Raw genomic sequence first — 19,005 nt, 5'->3', positions numbered from 1 at the left:
TAAAGACAAACGAATCCTGAAGTGTACGCGAATGCGCTACATTAACAGTTTTGACCGAACACCTATAAAAAGGGAGCCCAAATCCTGGCTTGGCAAACATGCCCCATTTGAACGCCAATACAGGGGACGTTTAAAGAGTCAGTGAGGGCACCCACCTGCCGAGCTGCGGGTTCAAAACAATGTTAATTACGCACTACGGCACTTTCGGGATTCGTCGCGTAAGATGTGGGACTGATTTTTGAAATAAAATGTATCGGAAATATGACTCCTCCATGATCGTTGGAGGAGTTTTTATTATTGATTGAAATGATTAAAGATTGGAGTATACCCTAAAAAAACGAGTTATGTTATAATTCCGATGAGAAAAATTAGAATGAAAGGCAGAAAGGTATGTTACATCAATTTTCAAGAAATGAGTTAGCTATAGGTAAAGAAGGTTTGGAAAAATTAAAAAATACTACAGTAGCCATTTTGGGAATTGGCGGGGTCGGTTCCTTTGCGGCTGAGGCTTGTGCGCGCAGCGGCATTGGACGCATCATTTTAGTAGATAAAGATGTAGTGGATATTACGAATATTAATCGCCAGTTAGTGGCATATTTATCCACTATCGGCCGTCCTAAAGCAGAAGTGATGAAAGAGCGGATTAAAGATATCAATCCGGAATGTGAAGTCATTCATTTGCACATGTTTTACACAGAAGAAACCTATGAAAAATTTTTCGAATACGATATTGATTATGTGATTGATGCATCGGACACAATCAGCTACAAAATTCATTTAATGAAAGAGTGTTTAAAACGGAATATCCCTATTATATCCAGCATGGGTGCTGCCAATAAAATGGATCCGACAAGATTCCGCATTGCAGATATTTCCAAAACCCATACTTGTCCAATGGCTAAAGTGATTCGTACAAAATTGCGAAAAGAGGGCATTAAAAAAGGCATTACCGTTGTCTTTTCCGATGAGTCGCCGATTGTAGTAAGACCGGATGTGGTGGAAGAAGTAGGAAATCCTAATGCGGAGATTCGAAAAGCTAAAATGCCGCCTTCATCTAATGCTTATTGCCCATCTGTTTGTGGTCTCATTTGTGCAAGCTGGGTTATTAATTCAGTGTTAAAAGATATTCCTATTCAACGTGTAAAGCACTAACATTCTATATAAAAATGCAAATACCCCCAAATTCCGAAAATTGTCAATAATGAATACAAATCAGCATACTTAATACAATTTTTTCACGTTTTATTATTTCCGCCAATAATAAATTAACTTTATTGCTATTATTGATAATAACCAGGATCACAAAGGGGGTATTTTATGACGAAAATCCAAGTGACGAATGACTTAATGAATTTATTTCAGCTGCAGGAAGAACTGGATAGGATTTTATTTAATTACGTGGATACATCTCAAAAATGGGATATTGCTTATGAAGAGTTAGGGCAATTATTGAATGAGTTAAATACCTACTTTAGAAATTACATTCAAAGTAATAATAGACAATTGCCGGAAAATGAAATGTATTGGTCTTTGTTTATGGATAATGTAAGCCGAATTATGTACTTTAAAATTTTTGCATATATCAATCTTCAAAAAGAACTTTCTGAAGAACAAAAAGAAAAAATTAAACATGCCTTGTACGATGCAGCAAGCTGCCTGCCGGATGTGCAAGGGCGCAATTATCAATTTTTACAAGAAATCGGACAAACTTACAGCCATTTATATGATGACCATTCCCAATTTGAAAAAACCTATTTAGCCAAAAATAATCGTCTGTTTGATTGCATCAAATATTTTCATGAATTCTGTTTACAAAAAATTTCTAATTGACTAATAACCTTTGAGTGAATGGCTTATGCTTTTGGACAAGAAAATATGGTTTTTAACAGAAAAAGCCCCTTGTTTAGTAAAAGTAGAAATACATTTTACAAAAATAGGGGCTTTTTCATTCGGAAACTATGGATTTTTGTTTTTCAGAGTTTTCAACTTTTCATAGATGGTTGCCATCCGCTTTTCTTCACCGGCTATCACGGGACGGTAAAATTCCGCATCTTGGAGATTGTCCGGCAAGTATTGCTGATTCACCCATCCGCCAAAAGTGCCAATTGGAAAATCGTGAGGATATTGATAACCGACGTGGCCTAAAGTTTTTGCCCCCGCATAATGGGCATCCCGTAAATGCATTGGGATGTCGCCAGTTTTTCCTTCATGGATTGCCTCAATGGCCGCATCTAACGCTTTATAGGCCGAATTGGATTTTTCAGACAAGCACATTTCAATGACTGCATTGGCAAGGGGAATTCTTGCTTCAGGCAAACCGAGCGCTTTTGCCGCTTCTGTAGCCGCATATACGTGAGCGCCCACATGAGGATTTGCCAGCCCGATGTCTTCATAAGCCATTACAAGCAGCCTTCTGCATACGGCCACCAAATCCCCTGTTTCCAAAAGATGCGCCAAATAATATAAGCTGGCATTAACATCGCTGCCTCTTACGGATTTTTGCAGAGCTGACAATAAATTGTAAAAATGCGAGCCGCCTTTATCTCCATAAACGCCAATCCGTTTTGATAACTGCTCAATAATGCGGTCTTCCACTTTCACTTTTCCATCGATTTCTTCCGAAGCATAAAAAACTGATTCCAATAAAGTCAAGGCTTTTCGAGCATCGCCATTGGATGCGATGGCAATGTTTTTTAACTGCTCATCGGAAATTTCAATTGCATATTTTCCTAATCCTCGCTCTTCATCCACTATGGCTCTATTTAATAGTTCTACTACTTCCTCAGGAGTGAGCCGTTTTAATTGAAAAATTTCTCCGCAGCGGGAACGTATGGCCGGATTGACGTCATGGAAAGGATTTTCTGTCGTCGCGCCGATTAAAATAATTGACCCGTTTTCAACATGGGGTAATAATGTATCTTGTTGCAGTTTATTAAATCGATGAATCTCATCTAAAAATAATAGGACTTTTCCTGTGAGCCTTGCTTCTGATACAATTTGTTCGACATCCTTTTTTCCTGCAATTGTTGCGTTTAATGGAAAAAAAGGCAAATTTGTGCTTCCTGCAATCGCATATGCAATGGATGTTTTCCCTGTTCCCGGTTCGCCGTATAATAACATCGATGGTACATAACCTTTTTGCACCATTTTATACAATGCGGTGTTTTTTCCGATAATATGCTGTTGTCCAATTACTTCATTTAAATTCCTAGGTCGCATTCGAAAGGCTAATGGTTCGTTTTGCATAGTATTTCCTCCGATGAACTGATTAAAACTTTTTATACAAAATTATAATAGACCTTTTCCAAGTGGAATAAAAGGTGTTATGGTATACTTGACTAAGAATATCGGAATAAAAATTTGAGGTGTATGAGATGAAAATATCAACAAAAGGTAGATATGGATTAACAATTATGATTGAACTAGCAAAACATTATGGGGACGGTCCACTTCCATTGCGCAAAATTGCGGAAGAAAAAAATCTTTCTGAGGCATACTTAGAACAATTAGTATCTCCTTTGCGCATCGCCGGGTTAGTTAAAAGTGTGCGCGGCGCATATGGCGGATATTTGCTTGCCATTCCACCAAGCAAAATTTCCGCTGCCGATGTAATCCGCGTATTGGAAGGTCCAATCCAGCCGGTTGAGGGAATTGAAGATGAAGAGCCGCCTCAGCAACAGCTTTGGATCCGGATTCGTGATGCGGTAAAGCAAGTGCTTGATACAACAACGATTGAAGATTTAGCAAACTACAATGAAGAAACTGAATATGACGGTTATATGTTCTATATTTAATAAAGGAGTTTATCAGAATGAAAACCTTTTATTTAGATCACGCAGCAACTTCGCCAGTGCATCCAGAAGTGATTGAATCGATAACAGAGGCCATGTCTCGGGTATATGGGAATCCATCCAGCATCCATGCTGCAGGACGCTATGCAAGAAAGGTTTTGGATGAAGCAAGAAATACAATTGCAAAGTCAATCGGGGCGAAAGATACGGAAATCATTTTCACAAGCGGAGGAACAGAGGCGGACAATACGGCCATTTTTGGTGTAGCACGGGCTTTACAAACGAAAGGAAAACATATTATTACAACTGCTGTGGAGCATCATGCCGTTCTTCAAGCTTGTGAACAACTAGAAAAGTCTGGTTTTGAAATCACTTATTTGCCGGTTGATGAAAACGGTCGCATTTCCGTTGAATCCGTGAAAGAGGCATTGCGCGACGATACAATTCTAGTCACTATCATGTTTGGCAACAATGAAGTCGGCACGATTCAGCCAATTAAAGAAATAGGGGAACTGTTAAAGGAACATCAAGCAATCTTCCATACGGATGCGGTGCAGGCGTACGGGCTTGAGAAAATCGACGTGAACGAATTGCAAGTAGATTTGTTAAGTGTTTCCAGCCATAAAATCAACGGGCCAAAAGGAATCGGCTTTTTGTATCAGCGGGAAAAAACGCCGCTTGTTGCGACGTTTTACGGCGGTTCCCAAGAAAGAAAACGAAGAGCAGGAACGGAAAATGTACATGCGGCAATCGGCTTTGCAAAAGCAGTTGAAATTGCGCAAAGAGAAATGGAAAAAAGACGAGAAACCTATCTCCGTTTCCGGGAAATTTTCTTAGACGTTTTAAACAAGGAAGATATCGCTTATAAAGTCAACGGACATCAGGAATATTTTCTTAAACACATATTAAACATCAGCTTTCCTGGAATGGATGTGGAATCTTTCCTTGTGAATTTGGATATGAATGGCATCTGTGCATCCAGCGGTTCGGCTTGTACGGCAGGTTCCATCGATCCATCCCATGTGCTCGTTGCTATGTTTGGTAAAGGTGCACCAGAGCTTCGGAATTCCATTCGATTCAGTTTTGGGTTAGGATTAACAGAGGAAGATATCAAGGAAGCTGCAGAGCGTACGGCAAAAATTGTCAAAAGAATAACGAATAACTAGAAAAGGTGAAGAAAATGGTAGAAACAAGAGACCCATCACAAATTCGAGTCGTTGTTGGAATGAGCGGTGGGGTAGATTCATCTGTAGCTGCTTATTTATTAAAGCAGCAAGGCTATGATGTAATTGGCATCTTCATGAAAAACTGGGATGATACCGATGAAAACGGTGTATGTACCGCAACGGAAGATTATGAAGATGTCATCAAAGTCTGCAATCAAATCGGCATCCCTTACTACGCGGTAAATTTTGAGAAAGAATATTGGGATAAAGTATTTACCTATTTTTTAGAGGAATACAAAGCTGGAAGAACTCCAAATCCCGATGTCATGTGCAACAAGGAAATCAAATTCAAAGCTTTCCTTGAGCATGCATTAAAGCTCGGTGCAGATTATTTGGCAACAGGGCATTATGCGCAGGTGCAAGAGCGAGACGGCGAAGTCCTGTTATTGCGCGGTGTAGATCGAAATAAAGACCAAACCTATTTTTTAAATCAATTAAAGCAAGATCAACTTCAAAAAGTCATGTTCCCAATCGGACATCTTGAAAAGTCAAAAGTGCGCCAAATAGCGGAAGAAGCGGGATTGGCAACAGCAAAGAAAAAAGACTCGACAGGCATCTGCTTTATTGGTGAGCGTAACTTTAAAGAATTTTTAAGCAACTACTTGCCAGCCCAACCGGGGAATATGGAAACCCTTGACGGAAAAGTAATGGGAAAACATGACGGATTAATGTATTATACAATTGGACAAAGACACGGCCTTGGAATTGGCGGTGCAGGGGAACCTTGGTTTGTCGTTGGAAAAGATTTAAAACGCAATGTGCTGTATGTGGAACAAGGCTTCCACAACGAGGTGCTATATTCCACATCTTTAAAAGCCATTAATATGAGTTTTACATCCAATAAACCGAAACCAACCAAATTTACTTGCACAGCGAAATTCCGATATCGTCAAGAAGATACGCCGGTGGAAGTGGAATTATTGGATGGAAATCGCGCAAACATTACTTTCCAAAATCCGCAGCGGGCTATTACGCCTGGACAAGCAGTCGTTTTATACGATGGAGAGGTTTGCTTAGGCGGTGGAACGATTGATGAAGTATTTAAAAATGGAGAAAAACTAACTTATGTTGGATAATGGGCGGCTGAATGAGTCGCCTTTTTTCATGAGAGGTGAGAAGCATGAATTATAATGAAGAAGGAATCAAAGCGCTGCAAGAAAAACGCTATGAAGATGCCGTAAAAGCTTTTACGGAAGCCATCGAACAAAATCCTGATAATCCGATAGGCTACATTAACTTTGGCAACGTGCTTGCGGCAATGAATGAAGTAGAGCGGGCAGAACGATTTTTCCAAAAAGCCATTACCCTTGATGAAAAAGCAGCAACAGCTTATTATGGGCTTGCAAATTTGTATTATAATGCCGAGCGTTTTTTAGAGGCTGCCAAACTGTATCAAAAGTCAATTGAGTATGGCATTGAAGGAGCCGATAGCTACTATATGCTAGGCAAATGCTTTGAAAAGGAAAACCAAGTGAAATTAGCTTTGCCATACATGCAGCGGGCGGCTGAACTAGCGCCTGATGATTTGCAAATCCGTTTAAGCTACGGCATTATTTTATGCAAGCTTGAAATGTTTGATTTGGCAAAGAAAGAATTGGAATTTGTTTTAGAAAAAGATGAAAAGAATGCAGATGCCCATTATAATTTAGGGGTGCTTTACGCCCTTTCGACCGATGATACAGAAAAAACCCTTTATCATTTAAAGCAGGCTTTCACCATCCAGCCGGAACATGACCAGGCAAGATATATTTACGACATGGTAAACATGAGAGTAAAAAATAATGATGCCTTCAATTAATGAAGAATTCAATAAAAAGAGGCTGGGACATAAACAAAAAATTAAAGGGGTAGTTGAAAGGGTTTTGATAAATATTTGATATAACTAAAAATTGATTGAAGTGACGGGGCGACTCCTGCGGGAATAGCCCGTGTCTCGAGACACCGCAGGAGCGAAGCAATGAGCTCCGAGGAGGCTCGAGCCGGGCCCGCGGAAAGCGTCCCCGGAACGGAAATCAATTTTAATAACATATCAAAAAAACATCATTTTCTCCTTGGAGAAAATGATGTTTTTTTAGATTTGTCCCAACCTCTTTAAAATTCTTTATTTGCAATATGCCACGACATCTCGATAAGATAAATTTCCTCCAAAAATATCTAAAGCGCTGCCAATGGTAACGTGCAGTTTCCCTCCGGATAATTCTTTAAATCGTTCTAAATCTTCCAAGGAGCGAACTCCGCCTGCATAAGTAGTCGGAATGTTTGTCCATTTCGCCAAATCTTGCACAAGCTCTTCCTGCATGCCGCTTTTTTTCCCTTCCACATCAACGGCATGGATTAAAAACTCGTCGCAATATCGTTCTAGGAAGGAAATATTTTCTTGATTCACTTCAAAATCGCTGAATTTCGTCCATTTATCTGTTACCACATACCATTTCCCGTCTCGTTTTCGGCAGCTTAAATCAAGGACAATATGCTCTTTTCCTATGGCTTCCACAAGTTTCTCCAATCGTTCCATATCCAATTTTCCGTCATGGAATATGTAAGAAGTCACAATAACATGACTGGCACCTCTATCAATCCATTTTTTCGCATTATCCGCAGTGATGCCGCCCCCGATTTGAAGGCCGTCTGGATAAACCGATAATGCCAATTTTGCCTGCTCTTCGTTTCCAGGGCCCAGCATAATGACATGCCCGCCCTTCAAGCCATCTTGTTGAAAAAGTTTCGCGTAGTAGGAAGCATCTTTTTCTGAAATAAAATTTTCCACTACGTTTTCTTGTCCCAATGTGCTTCCGACAATTTGCTTTACTTTTCCTTCATGTAAGTCAATGCATGGTCTAAATTCCATTTCCTTCACGAATCCCTTCAACTATACTTTTTATTACCATCATATCATTGGTTTTTCATTTAATCGAGAAGGGGAAGTTTCTATTTTGAAGAGATGATAAAAATGATATGATATTAAGAGATTTTATCGGAGAGGAGCGTATGAAAATGGGGGAACTTTTTCCTTTACATATTGATAAAAACTTTATTTTAGGCCAACCGATTGTTTCCATTTTTCATAACGCATCCAATATGTATTCCATAGTAAAAGTAAAAATAAAAGAAACGAATTTGCAATATGAAGAGAAGGAAATTACCGTTGTTGGATATTTTCCGCCTCTGGATGAAGAGCTGGATTACCGATTTTTCGGGGGCTTAACAACTCATCCAAAATACGGATTGCAATTTCAAGTGGAAACCTTTGAAAGAGAAGTGCCTGCCACTGAACAAGGAGTTATTCATTATTTATCAAGCGACCTGTTTCCGGGAATTGGACGGAAAACGGCGGAATTGATCGTGAAAACATTAGGGGCCGATGCGTTGAAAAAAATTATGGAAAATCCATATGTACTGGATGAAGTGCCAAGGCTATCTGAAGATAAAAAAATCACGATTCGAAGCACCTTAGAGAAAAATTTAGGATTGGACCGGATTATGATTCAATTAAGCGAGTGGGGTTTTGGTCCGCAGCTGGGTATGAAAATCTATCAAACATACCGGGAAGAGACGATTGAGCTATTATCCCAAAATCCATATCGCTTAACTGAAGAAGTGGAAGGTGTCGGTTTTGCCAAAGCGGATGAATTAGGAAAGAAACTCGGCATCATAGGAAACCATCCCGACCGCATTAAAGCGGCAGTGCTTTTTGTGTTGAACCAGGCAGCTTTAACGGAAGGCCATGTATATTTAGAAGCGGAACAACTTCTGCCGGAAGTAAAAGAGATTCTAGAACAAAGCCAAACAGAAGAAATCCCTTATGAATCCATATCGGCAGCTGTTATTGAATTGGAGGAAGAAGGGAAAATTTGCGGGGAAGAAACGCGAATTTATTTGCCGTCTCTTTATTACAGCGAAGTCGGCATCGCCACTAAAATTCTACATTTTATTAAGAACAATGAACATACAAAAAAGTTTTCAAAGGATGAAATCCGAAAAGCTATTGGCGAAGCGGAAGAGCGGCTGGAAGTAACCTATGCCGAGACGCAGGCAAAAGCCATTGAACAGGCAATCAATTCTTCGATTATGATTTTAACTGGAGGACCAGGAACTGGGAAAACAACGGTGGTTCGTGGAATTGTGGAAGTGTTTGCGGAACTGCATGGGCTCTCGTTAAATCCAATTGAATATGCCAAAAGGGAAGAGCCTTTTCCTATTGTTCTTGCAGCGCCGACGGGAAGAGCCGCAAAACGCCTTTCCGAATCAACCGGATTGCCAGCGATGACGATTCATCGTTTGTTAGGATTTAATGGACAAGAAAAAAACAACGAAGAAGAAATCGGACGAGAAATTCATGGGCGTCTTGTCATTATTGATGAAATGTCAATGGTGGATACTTGGTTAAGCCATCAATTGTTAAAAAGCATTCCGCCAGATGCGCAAGTGGTGCTTGTGGGAGACCAAGATCAATTGCCTCCGGTTGGTCCTGGACAAGTGTTGAAGGATTTATTGGCATCCAATATTGTGCCGACCATTGAACTGACAGAAGTGTACCGTCAGGCGGAAGGGTCAACGATTATTGAAATGGCCCATCAAATCAAAAAAGGTCTTGTTCCTGATTGTCTCACGGCCAAAACGAGTGACCGTTCTTTTATAAAAGCTTCTGCCGAACAAATTGCAAGCGTCGTCACACAAGTGGTGAAAAGTGCGATGGCAAAAGGGCAATCCATTCGAGATATTCAAGTGTTGGCGCCGATGTATAAAGGACCAGCTGGCATTGACCGTTTAAATAAAGAAATTCAAGAGCTTGTTAATCCAAATAAGGACGGAACGCGAAAAGAAGTGAACTATGGAGATACGATTTTCCGCATTGGCGATAAAGTATTGCAGCTTGTCAATCAGCCGGAAAAGAACGTATTTAATGGGGATATTGGAGAAATCGTTGCCATTTTGAAAGCGAAGGAAACCGTTGAAAAGAAAGACCAGGTGGTTGTTTCGTATGATGGAAATGAAGTGGTGTATGACAGGAGCGACTTGAATCAAATAACTCTGGCCTATTGCTGCTCCATCCATAAATCGCAGGGAAGCGAATTCCAGACGGTGATCATGCCGATTGTCCGCAGTTATGCCAAAATGCTTCGCAGAAACTTAATCTATACGGGAATTACCCGGGCAAAAAACTTTTTAATTTTGTGCGGCGAACCGGAAGAATTGAAGAAAGGCATCGAGCGCACCGACGATTTGAAGCGGTTTACGACTTTAAAGATTCGTTTAAATCCAGCCGAGGCGGATGAGAAGGAAACTAAAATAAATCAGCATGTTGTTAGCGATACAGTTGAAGAAAAAAAAGAAAATGAAGCAATTCCGCTTCCGCCTGTTCTTAATGCCGAAACCGTATCGAAAATCCATCCGATGATTGGCATGGATGGAATCACTCCTTATGATTTTTTAGATGAATAAAAGACTGATAAAAAAATACCGAACGATGGCTGAAAAACTTCAGCTTCGTCCGGTTTTTTTATTTGATTCTGGCACTATTGAAAAATCGTTGCTTTTCTTCCATGAAGGAAAAAGTAATGAAGAATGGTTGCCAACACGACAAAAGTTAAACAGAAATAAAGCTTGCGGTAAGTTGTGTAAGGAACAATGAAGCCGAGCAAATATAGCCCAAATCCCAATCCTCCATCAAGGAAAATGAAGAATGATGGAAGTGGCAAGCCCCATTCGATGGACAGGCGTTACTTTAACAGCTATGCCTTGAATGCAAGATTGCATATTGCCGTAGCCGAGGCCAATTAAAACGCTTGAAAGAAGCAGTACGAAGCTGTTTGAAGCTGCACTTAAAACAATGAGTCCTACGGCAACTTAAAGAGGTTGGGACAAAAAAGAGGTTCGGACAAATTTAAAAAACATCATTTTCTCCAAGGAGAAAATGATGTTTTTTTGATATGTTATTAAAATTGATTTCCGTTCCGGGGACGCTTTCCTCGGGCCCGGAACGGAAATCAATTTTTCGTTATATCAATTTTTTATCAAAACTCTTTCAACTGCCCCTTTCATTTTTTGTTTATGTCCCAGCCTCTATCATTATAAGAATAGTTGTCAATAAATATGTTTTCATTCAAACATTGTTCTTTTTATTTATTCCTAAATCAGCTGCTTATTTGCCCTATGTACATCCATTTATATAAAATTGAGAACGTTTCTTGTCCTTTTGGAAATGAAACAGTGAGTTAAAAATAAAATAATATACAAAAAGTGAAGAATCTGTGTCAGATGTTGATATATTTTAAACATATAATGCTTAATTATAGAGTATTTATCAATTTTTCATCTTGATATTAGATAGGTTTCATACAAAAATGAAATTGTTCTTTATATACAAAAAACATAAAATGAATTACAAGAAAAAATTATACTACGAAAGAGTGATGGATGATGTGTGGGATTACAGGCTGGGTTCACTGGAATGAAGAAATGAAACATCACGAAGTCACGATACAAATGATGGCACAAACGTTGGAGAAAAGAGGACCAGATGCAACGAATCATTTTTGCGACACACATATAGCACTTGGCCATACACGGCTCATCGTAGTAGATCCCGCTGGCGGCATTCAACCCATGACAAAAACGAAAGGCAAAAATTCATACACCATCGTTTATAATGGCGAACTATACAATACAGAAGAATTGAGGAATGAACTAAAAAAACGGGGATACCAATTCCAGTCCCATTCGGATACAGAAGTATTGTTGACGTCTTATATAGAATGGAAAGAAGATTGTGTGAATTATCTAAATGGCATTTATGCTTTCGCTGTTTGGGACGCTGCATGTGAAAAATTGTACATGGCGAGAGACCGGCTTGGAGTAAAACCGTTATTTTATAAATACGACGGAAACAGCTTATTGTTTGGCTCCGAGTTGAAGGCAATCCTTGCCCACCCGGAAGTGAAAGCAGAAATTGACCGGGAAGGATTGCAGGAATTATTGGGGTTAGGCCCTTCACGTACACCAGGACACGGCATTTTTCGAGGAATTTCTGAATTAAGGCCGGCCCACTTTCTAATTTTTGATCGGCATGGTCTTCGGATACAACGGTATTGGAATGTAAAAAGTGAAAAGCATGAACATTCCTTGGAAGAAACCATTGAACATTTACGCTATCTCATTAAAGATGCAGTGGAAAGACAACTGGTGGCGGATGTTCCTGTTTGCACCTTTTTATCCGGCGGCTTGGATTCCAGCGCCATTACGGCGATTGCTTCGAACTATTTCAATAAGCAAGAAAGAGGGGCCCTTCATACTTATTCCATTGATTACGAAGAAAACAGCTCCTACTTTCAAAAAAGTTTATTTCAGCCGGATGAAGATCGCCCTTGGATTGAAAAAGTCGTTCAACATTTTGGCGTAAATCATCAAACCGTTACACTCTCTCACGAACGGCTTGCAGAAGCATTGAAAGATGCAGTGATTGCCAAAGATTTGCCGGGAATGGCGGATATTGATTCATCTTTGCTCTTGTTCTCAAAGGAAATTAAAAAGCAATTTACCGTAGCATTGTCTGGCGAATGTGCCGATGAAATTTTCGGCGGCTATCCATGGTTTTACAAAGAAGAATTGCTAAAAGGAAAAAATTTTCCTTGGATGCAATCCCAAACTTTAAGGCGTGAACTTCTTCTAGCGGATTGGAAAGAAAAATTGAAATTAGAGGAATATGTTAACGAACGATATCACGAAACCCTTCAAGAAGTGCCGAAACTGGAGGGAGAAGATCCGGTAGAAGCAAGACGGAGAGAAATGTTTTATCTAAATATGATATGGTTTATGGCAACATTGCTTGACCGCAAAGACCGCATGAGCATGGCAGCAAGTCTTGAGGTGCGCGTTCCTTTCGCCGACCATCGAATTGTGGAATATGCATGGAACATACCGTGGACAATGAAAATGTTAAATGGAAGAGAGAAAGGCTTATTGCGAAAAGCGTTGGAAGGAATTTTGCCTGATGAAGTCTTATATCGTAAAAAAAGCCCATACCCAAAAACACATCATCCGAAATATACGAAACTTGTAAAAGAAATGTTGCAGCAAATTATCGATAAGAAAAGCTCGCCAATTCTAGAGATTCTTTCAAAAGAAAAAGTCGAAGAAATACTGAACGCCAATGAATCGATAAAACTGCCATGGTTCGGGCAATTAATGACCGGTCCACAGCTCATGGCCCATTTAGTGCAAATGAATCTATGGCTAGACTTATATCATGTGAATCTTGTTGACGCATAGTTCCATTGCAGCGTTCTCCCGCCATCAACAAGAGAAGAAGATGGGAGGGAGAATCTCGAAAAAGGTTGACTAATCATGGGAAAGGAAGGCGATCTAAATGTTAAATTTAAACCCTGAACAATTCATCATTAAACCTGCATTAGCAACAATTAATTGTGAACCTAATTGGCAATGGAAACGAAAAGCACCCATTCCAAATTATGATTTGATTTATATATGGAGCGGCAAAGGAAATTTGAGATTGAACGGAAAAGATTATCCATTGGAAAGGGGAACGTGTTTCCTATTTCGTCCAGGGGATTGGACAACTGCCACTCACGATCCGTCAAATCCATTGGTGATTACGTACATTCATTTTGATGTAGATGGAGAACCTGAAATCATTCCAAATCATTATCGAGTTTTAGAAGACCGCATTCATTTTGAATCCTTATTAAGCCAATATGTCCGATTATTTTTAATAGATACCTTTGGAGCGGAAATGGAAGGAAAGCTGATTTTAAAACAGCTCATGATTCATCTGATAAGAAATGACCAGCAAACAAAAATAGAGTTGCAGAAGGATGAAGATAAAGGGTTGCAAAGCCAAATTCTTTATACAATCAGAGAAGTGGCCAATTTTGTGCAGCAGCATCCTGGAGACAATCATACAGTTGAAAGTTTAGCAGCCCGTGCAAACTTTTCACCGCGCTATTTTTCTAAAAAGTTTAAAGAAATCACGGGGCAAACAATACAATCTTACATTGTTGAAACGCGCATTAAAAGAGCCGAGCATCTACTGCATTATACAGGGATGTCTGTAACAGAAGTAGCGGATGCCCTTGGTTATAACAATATTCACTTTTTCAGCCGTCAATTTAAAGCATATACAGGAAAAAGTCCTTCAGAAATCCGGATGATTACAGGAATTCAAAAACCCGGTCTAGCGAAAATAACATCATCAAGAAGAAAAAACGCCTAACAGATTGGTTCACTGAAAGGCAAAAAAATAGCTCCTAAACTAAAGCCGGCATTTTCCACAAAAAAGCCGGTTTATTTTATTAATTATTTTAAGCTCTTCCACCATTAATAGCTAGGCTTGTGGCGGAAGATGTAATTGAAGTTTTTTCTTATTTATAGGTTGTGTAAAAAAGTGCAAATATTCGACTTAATAGTCTAAATATTTTTATTTTTCAAACTGATAGGATGTAAATATAAGAAATCAGGAAGAATTAAGGGGTGCAAAAAATGAAACAACAACTCAATCAAGGCATGTACAACCCACAATTGGAACATGACTCGTGTGGAATCGCCTTATTAGCAAATATTAATGGGGAGAAAACACATTCTCTTGTATCCCAATCGTTGGAAGCCCTTGAACGGTTAAGCCATCGCGGAGGGCGAGATGTGGAGGAAACATTAGGAGATGGTTCTGGTATTTTAACGGATATACCACATGAACTATTTTCGAAAGAGTGGGAAAAGAACGGAAAACAACTTCCACCATCCGGTCATTACGGAGTTATGATGATTTTTTTGCCGAACGAACAAAAAAAACTGCTTGAATATCAATCAAAAATCGAAGAAATCGTTGAAAAGAGCGGTTTAGAGTTATTTGGATGGCGAAAAGTGCCAACGAACGAAGAAGCGCTGCAAAAGGAAGCAATCAAGTTAGCCCCTTCAATTCACCAATTATTCGTATTGCCAACGTCTAAGATTCAAGAAGATGACTTTGAAAGACGTTTGTACGTAGCTCGTCGAAACATCGAAAAGACATTTAGTGAGTTCGAAAAAAATAAAGATGCTTGTTACATTTCCAGTTTTTCATCCAGAACAATTGTATATAAAGGACTATTGCTTCCGAAACAATTAAAAAATTTCTATAAAGATTTAACGAATGAAAATTATAAATCAAAAATGGCAATGGTTCATAACCGTTTCAGTACAAATACTTTCCCAAGTTGGAGCAGAGCCCAACCGAATCGGATGATCATGCACAACGGGGAAATTAATACAATCAACGGCAATGTGAATTGGATTTTTGCCCGAGAAGCATCGATGCATTCAGATGTGTTCGGTGTAAAAGTAGAAGAACTTCAGCCAATCGTCAATTTAGACGGCAGCGACTCGGCAATGTTTGACAATGTGCTGGAACATTTAGTGCTTTCCGGCTGGTCTTTGCCACAGGCGATGATGATGATGATTCCTGAACCTTGGCAAAACAATACATTGCTTTCAAAAAAACAGCGGGCGTTTTATGAATACCACAGCTTGTTGATGGAGCCATGGGATGGTCCAGCTGCCATGGGATTCACTAATGGAAAGCAAGCCGGCGCTTGTCTCGATCGGAACGGTTTGCGGCCTGCACGATATATTTTGACAAAGGATGACTTTTTCTATCTCTCTTCAGAAGTCGGCGTTGTTGATATTCCAGAAGAAAAAATCGTTCAAAAAGGACGGCTAAAACCAGGGCAAATGCTATTAGTAGATTTTGAGACAAATCAAGTGTTGTTCGATGAAGAACTAAAACAGCAAATTATGATTGAACAACCGTATGAACAGTGGGCAGCTGAAATGATTCTGCCACTGGATAACATTCCGGCGTTGAATATCGAAAAAGCGAGAAAGTTCAACAAAAAACAACTTGTCCTTCTTCAAAAGGCCTTTGGCTATACCTTTGAAGAATGGGAGAAATATATTAAACCCCTTGCGATGCGCGAAGATGATCCGGTTGGTTCAATGGGCTATGATGGTCCGCTGGCTGTTTTATCAAAAAAACCGCAGCTGTTGTTCAACTACTTTAAACAACGATTTGCCCAAGTAACGAATCCTCCTATCGATGCAATCCGTGAAACGTATGTAACATCCATGGAAGTGTATTTAGGGGGAGAAGGAAATTTATTAAATCCAAAAAGAAAAGATTACCACAAAATCAAACTGAAATCTCCAATCCTAACGAAACACGATTGGGTGAAGTTGATGAGTTTACATTTAAACGGATGGAAAGTGAAAAAACTTTCATCTTTATTCCCTGCAAAGCAGCCTGAATTGATGGAAGAACATTTAAAAAAACTGCTGAAACAGGCAGAAAAAGCAGCAAAAGATGGCTATCAATTGCTCATTATTAGCGACCGAGGCGTCAATAAAGAAAATGCAGCCATCCCATCATTGCTTGCCGTTTCCAGCGTCCATCATCATTTAATCAAAAAAGGCCTGCGCAATAAAGTGAGCCTGATTATTGAATCGGGAGAACCGAGAGAAGTTCATCATTTCGCTGCCTTGCTAGGTTATGGGGCAAATGCTATTTATCCTTACTTAGTGTATGCATCCCTTTCCCAATTGGAAGAAAACGAAAAAGACGATTTCATTGGAAAATATGTAAAAGGGATTACAAAAGGTATTTTAAAAGTCATGTCCAAAATGGGTATTTCAACGGTTCAAAGCTATATCGGGGCACAAATTTTTGAAGCGGTCGGCATTAGCCAAGATGTGATAAATCAATATTTTCCACGGACGGTTTCACAAATCGGAGGCCTTGATTTAACGGATATAGCAAAGGAAACCGTTGCTCGCCATAACAAAGCTTGGGAAGATGAAAAACTGCTCTTGGAGGAAGGTTCAGATTTCCAATGGCGAAAAAATGGGGAAGAACATCTGTATCGCCCTGAAACGATTCATACATTGCAGCTTGCATGCCGCACTGGCAAGTATGAGCTTTATAAAAAATACAGTGACATGCTTTCAAAGGAAAGCCATACAACATTAAGAAGCTTGTTTGAATTAAAGAGCGACCGAAAACCAATTCCAATTGAGGAAGTAGAACCGATTGAATCCATTTTCAAACGTTTCAAAACCGGTGCGATGTCTTTTGGATCCATCAGCAAAGAAGCCCATGAAGCCATAGCCATTGCCATGAACCGAATTGGCGCAAAAAGCAACTCAGGCGAAGGTGGAGAAGATCCAAACCGCTACATTCCGTTGCCAAACGGCGATTCAAAATTAAGCCGTATTAAACAAGTAGCTTCCGGTCGATTCGGGGTTACAAGCCACTATTTAGTAAACTGCGATGAGATTCAAATTAAAATGGCGCAAGGGGCAAAACCGGGTGAAGGCGGACAGCTTGCCGGCCATAAAGTGACGGTGGAAGTTGCCAAAACTAGAGGTTCAACACCTGGCATTGAACTTATTTCACCGCCTCCGCATCACGATATTTACTCTATTGAGGATTTGGAACAATTAATTTACGACTTAAAAAATGCCAATCCTGAAGCCCGCATCAGCGTTAAGCTTGTTTCCGAAAGCGGTGTAGGAACAATCGCGGCAGGTGTAGCGAAAGCGAAAGCCGATGTGATTCTCATCAGCGGCTATGATGGCGGAACAGGCGCAGCTGCCAAAACGAGCATTAAACATGCGGGGCTCCCTTGGGAATTAGGTTTAGCGGAAGCCCATCAAACATTGATGTTAAATGGGTTGAGAAACAAAGTGGTACTTGAGGCAGACGGAAAATTGATGAACGGTAGAGACGTTATTATTGCTGCACTATTAGGTGCTGAAGAATTTGGATTCTCTACATTGCCCCTTGTTTCCCTTGGCTGTGTGATGATGAGGGTTTGCCACTTGGATACATGCCCTGTAGGAATTGCGACTCAAAATCCACAACTTCGTAAGAAAATGGTTGGCACTGCTGATCACGTGGTTCATTTGATGTATTTTCTTGCTCAAGAAGTTCGTGAAATTATGGCAGAACTAGGATTCAGAACGTTGGAAGAAATGGTAGGAAGAACAGATATTATTCAAGTGAAAGATGATATGGATTGGAAAGAAAAGAAACTCGACTTTTCCCCCCTATTTGTTCGGTATAAAGGTGATTGCGTAGCAACGCAAAGCCAAAATCACCAATTAGAACAGACGCTGGATTATGAACAATTGATTCCATTAAGCCAAAAAGCGATCGTTCATAAGCAGCCTGTTCAAATAACACTTCCAATCCAAAATATAAACCGTTCAGTCGGCACGATGCTCGGTTACGAAGTTTCGAAAAAATATGGCAGTGAAGGATTAAAAGAAGATACAATTCAAGTTCATTTCCATGGTTCTGCCGGCCAAAGTTTTGGGGCATTTATCCCAAAAGGCATCACGTTGAAGTTAGAAGGCGAAGCGAATGATTATGTTGGTAAAGGATTATCCGGCGGAAAGATTATTGTGGCGCCACCTTCTCATTCGAAAATTGTTGCAGAAGAAAATGTGATTATTGGAAACGCTGCTTTCTATGGGGCAACAGGTGGGAAAGCCTTTATTCGCGGGAAAGCCGGAGAACGATTCTGCGTTCGAAACAGCGGCGCTCATGTGGTAGTAGAAGGGACTGGAGATCACGGTTGTGAATATATGACAGGCGGCCGAGTGGTGGTTTTAGGAGAAGTTGGAAAGAACTTTGCGGCCGGCATGTCTGGCGGAATCGCCTACGTATATTCTCCAGCCAACAATCATTTTACAGAAACTTATAATGATGAATTTGTATTGCTTGAAGATATGAAGGATCAGCAAGAATTGAGTTTTGTCAAAGCATTAATCAAAGAGCATTATCAGCAAACAAACAGCGCTGTGGCAAAGCGGATTCTGCAAAATTGGGAGTTGGAAGCAGCGAACTTTATTCGCGTCATCCCTTACAAATATAAAGAAATTTTAGAAAAAGAAGAACCGTACTTATTAAACAACTATTTAGCGTGAGAGGGCGGTGAAAG

At 39.9% G+C, this 19,005-nt stretch carries 13 protein-coding genes and 1 other RNA gene; 11 read left to right on the top strand and 3 right to left on the bottom strand.

The genetic code is table 11. The features are described 5' to 3' along the window. Window positions 1–10 precede the first annotated feature (10 nt). The 3 genes from ssrS (at window position 11) to DKZ56_RS11055 (ending at window position 1,830) form a co-directional block, all read left to right on the top strand. Window positions 11–215, top strand: a non-coding RNA gene (ssrS, locus tag DKZ56_RS11065) — 6S RNA. A gap of 175 nt (window positions 216–390) precedes the next feature. Then, window positions 391–1,152 carry a tRNA threonylcarbamoyladenosine dehydratase gene (locus tag DKZ56_RS11060; protein WP_208650046.1) on the top strand — a complete coding sequence of 254 codons (762 nt, stop codon included), beginning with the start codon at window positions 391–393 and terminating at the stop codon, window positions 1,150–1,152. Window positions 1,153–1,317: 165 nt separating this feature from the next. Further along, window positions 1,318–1,830, top strand: coding sequence for a hypothetical protein (locus tag DKZ56_RS11055; protein WP_208650045.1), 513 nt, complete (start codon window positions 1,318–1,320; stop codon window positions 1,828–1,830). Window positions 1,831–1,956: 126 nt separating this feature from the next. Here DKZ56_RS11055 and DKZ56_RS11050 read toward each other — a convergent pair whose 3' ends face one another. Continuing rightward, window positions 1,957–3,246 (bottom strand): replication-associated recombination protein A, encoded by a 1,290-nt coding sequence (locus DKZ56_RS11050; RefSeq protein ID WP_208650044.1) that lies wholly within the window; start codon window positions 3,244–3,246, stop codon window positions 1,957–1,959. Between the two features lie 128 nt (window positions 3,247–3,374). On the opposite strand from DKZ56_RS11050, the gene cymR reads away from it, so the two are divergent. The 4 genes from cymR to DKZ56_RS11030 are packed head-to-tail and all read left to right on the top strand — an operon-like array spanning window position 3,375 to window position 6,815. Further along, window positions 3,375–3,794, top strand: a complete 420-nt coding sequence (cymR, locus tag DKZ56_RS11045) for a cysteine metabolism transcriptional regulator CymR (RefSeq protein WP_208650043.1) — start codon at window positions 3,375–3,377, stop codon at window positions 3,792–3,794. Between the two features lie 17 nt (window positions 3,795–3,811). After that, window positions 3,812–4,957: a cysteine desulfurase family protein gene (locus DKZ56_RS11040; protein ID WP_208650042.1), complete on the top strand. Its 1,146-nt coding sequence runs from the start codon at window positions 3,812–3,814 to the stop codon at window positions 4,955–4,957. 14 nt (window positions 4,958–4,971) lie between these two features. Then, complete coding sequence (mnmA, locus tag DKZ56_RS11035) at window positions 4,972–6,093, top strand: tRNA 2-thiouridine(34) synthase MnmA (RefSeq protein WP_208650041.1); 1,122 nt, start codon at window positions 4,972–4,974, stop codon at window positions 6,091–6,093. Between the two features lie 44 nt (window positions 6,094–6,137). Further along, window positions 6,138–6,815, top strand: coding sequence for a tetratricopeptide repeat protein (locus tag DKZ56_RS11030; RefSeq protein ID WP_208650040.1), 678 nt, complete (start codon window positions 6,138–6,140; stop codon window positions 6,813–6,815). 303 nt (window positions 6,816–7,118) lie between these two features. Here DKZ56_RS11030 and hisA read toward each other — a convergent pair whose 3' ends face one another. After that, window positions 7,119–7,865 (bottom strand): phosphoribosylformimino-5-aminoimidazole carboxamide ribotide isomerase, encoded by a 747-nt coding sequence (hisA, locus tag DKZ56_RS11025; protein ID WP_208652238.1) that lies wholly within the window; start codon window positions 7,863–7,865, stop codon window positions 7,119–7,121. A gap of 140 nt (window positions 7,866–8,005) precedes the next feature. Between hisA and recD2 the strand changes: the two genes are divergently transcribed. Beyond that, on the top strand, window positions 8,006–10,459 hold the full coding sequence (gene recD2, locus DKZ56_RS11020) for an SF1B family DNA helicase RecD2 (RefSeq protein ID WP_425471025.1): 2,454 nt from the start codon (window positions 8,006–8,008) through the stop codon (window positions 10,457–10,459). A 74-nt stretch (window positions 10,460–10,533) separates the two neighbouring features. Here recD2 and DKZ56_RS15835 read toward each other — a convergent pair whose 3' ends face one another. Then, window positions 10,534–10,677 (bottom strand): hypothetical protein, encoded by a 144-nt coding sequence (locus tag DKZ56_RS15835; protein WP_208650038.1) that lies wholly within the window; start codon window positions 10,675–10,677, stop codon window positions 10,534–10,536. 760 nt (window positions 10,678–11,437) lie between these two features. Between DKZ56_RS15835 and asnB the strand changes: the two genes are divergently transcribed. The 3 genes from asnB (at window position 11,438) to gltB (ending at window position 18,991) form a co-directional block, all read left to right on the top strand. Then, on the top strand, window positions 11,438–13,285 hold the full coding sequence (gene asnB, locus DKZ56_RS11010; protein WP_425471024.1) for an asparagine synthase (glutamine-hydrolyzing): 1,848 nt from the start codon (window positions 11,438–11,440) through the stop codon (window positions 13,283–13,285). Window positions 13,286–13,382: 97 nt separating this feature from the next. Further along, window positions 13,383–14,246, top strand: a complete 864-nt coding sequence (locus DKZ56_RS11005) for an AraC family transcriptional regulator (RefSeq protein WP_208650036.1) — start codon at window positions 13,383–13,385, stop codon at window positions 14,244–14,246. 266 nt (window positions 14,247–14,512) lie between these two features. Beyond that, window positions 14,513–18,991 carry a glutamate synthase large subunit gene (gltB, locus tag DKZ56_RS11000; protein ID WP_208650035.1) on the top strand — a complete coding sequence of 1,493 codons (4,479 nt, stop codon included), beginning with the start codon at window positions 14,513–14,515 and terminating at the stop codon, window positions 18,989–18,991. The last annotated feature ends 14 nt before the right edge of the window (window positions 18,992–19,005 follow it).

Origin of the sequence: Ureibacillus thermophilus, assembly GCF_004331915.1 — a bacterium.
Classification (GTDB): domain Bacteria; phylum Bacillota; class Bacilli; order Bacillales_A; family Planococcaceae; genus Ureibacillus; species Ureibacillus thermophilus.
The sequence above is the reverse complement of the archived record's forward strand: the minus strand, read 5'-3'. Positions and strand labels throughout refer to the sequence as shown.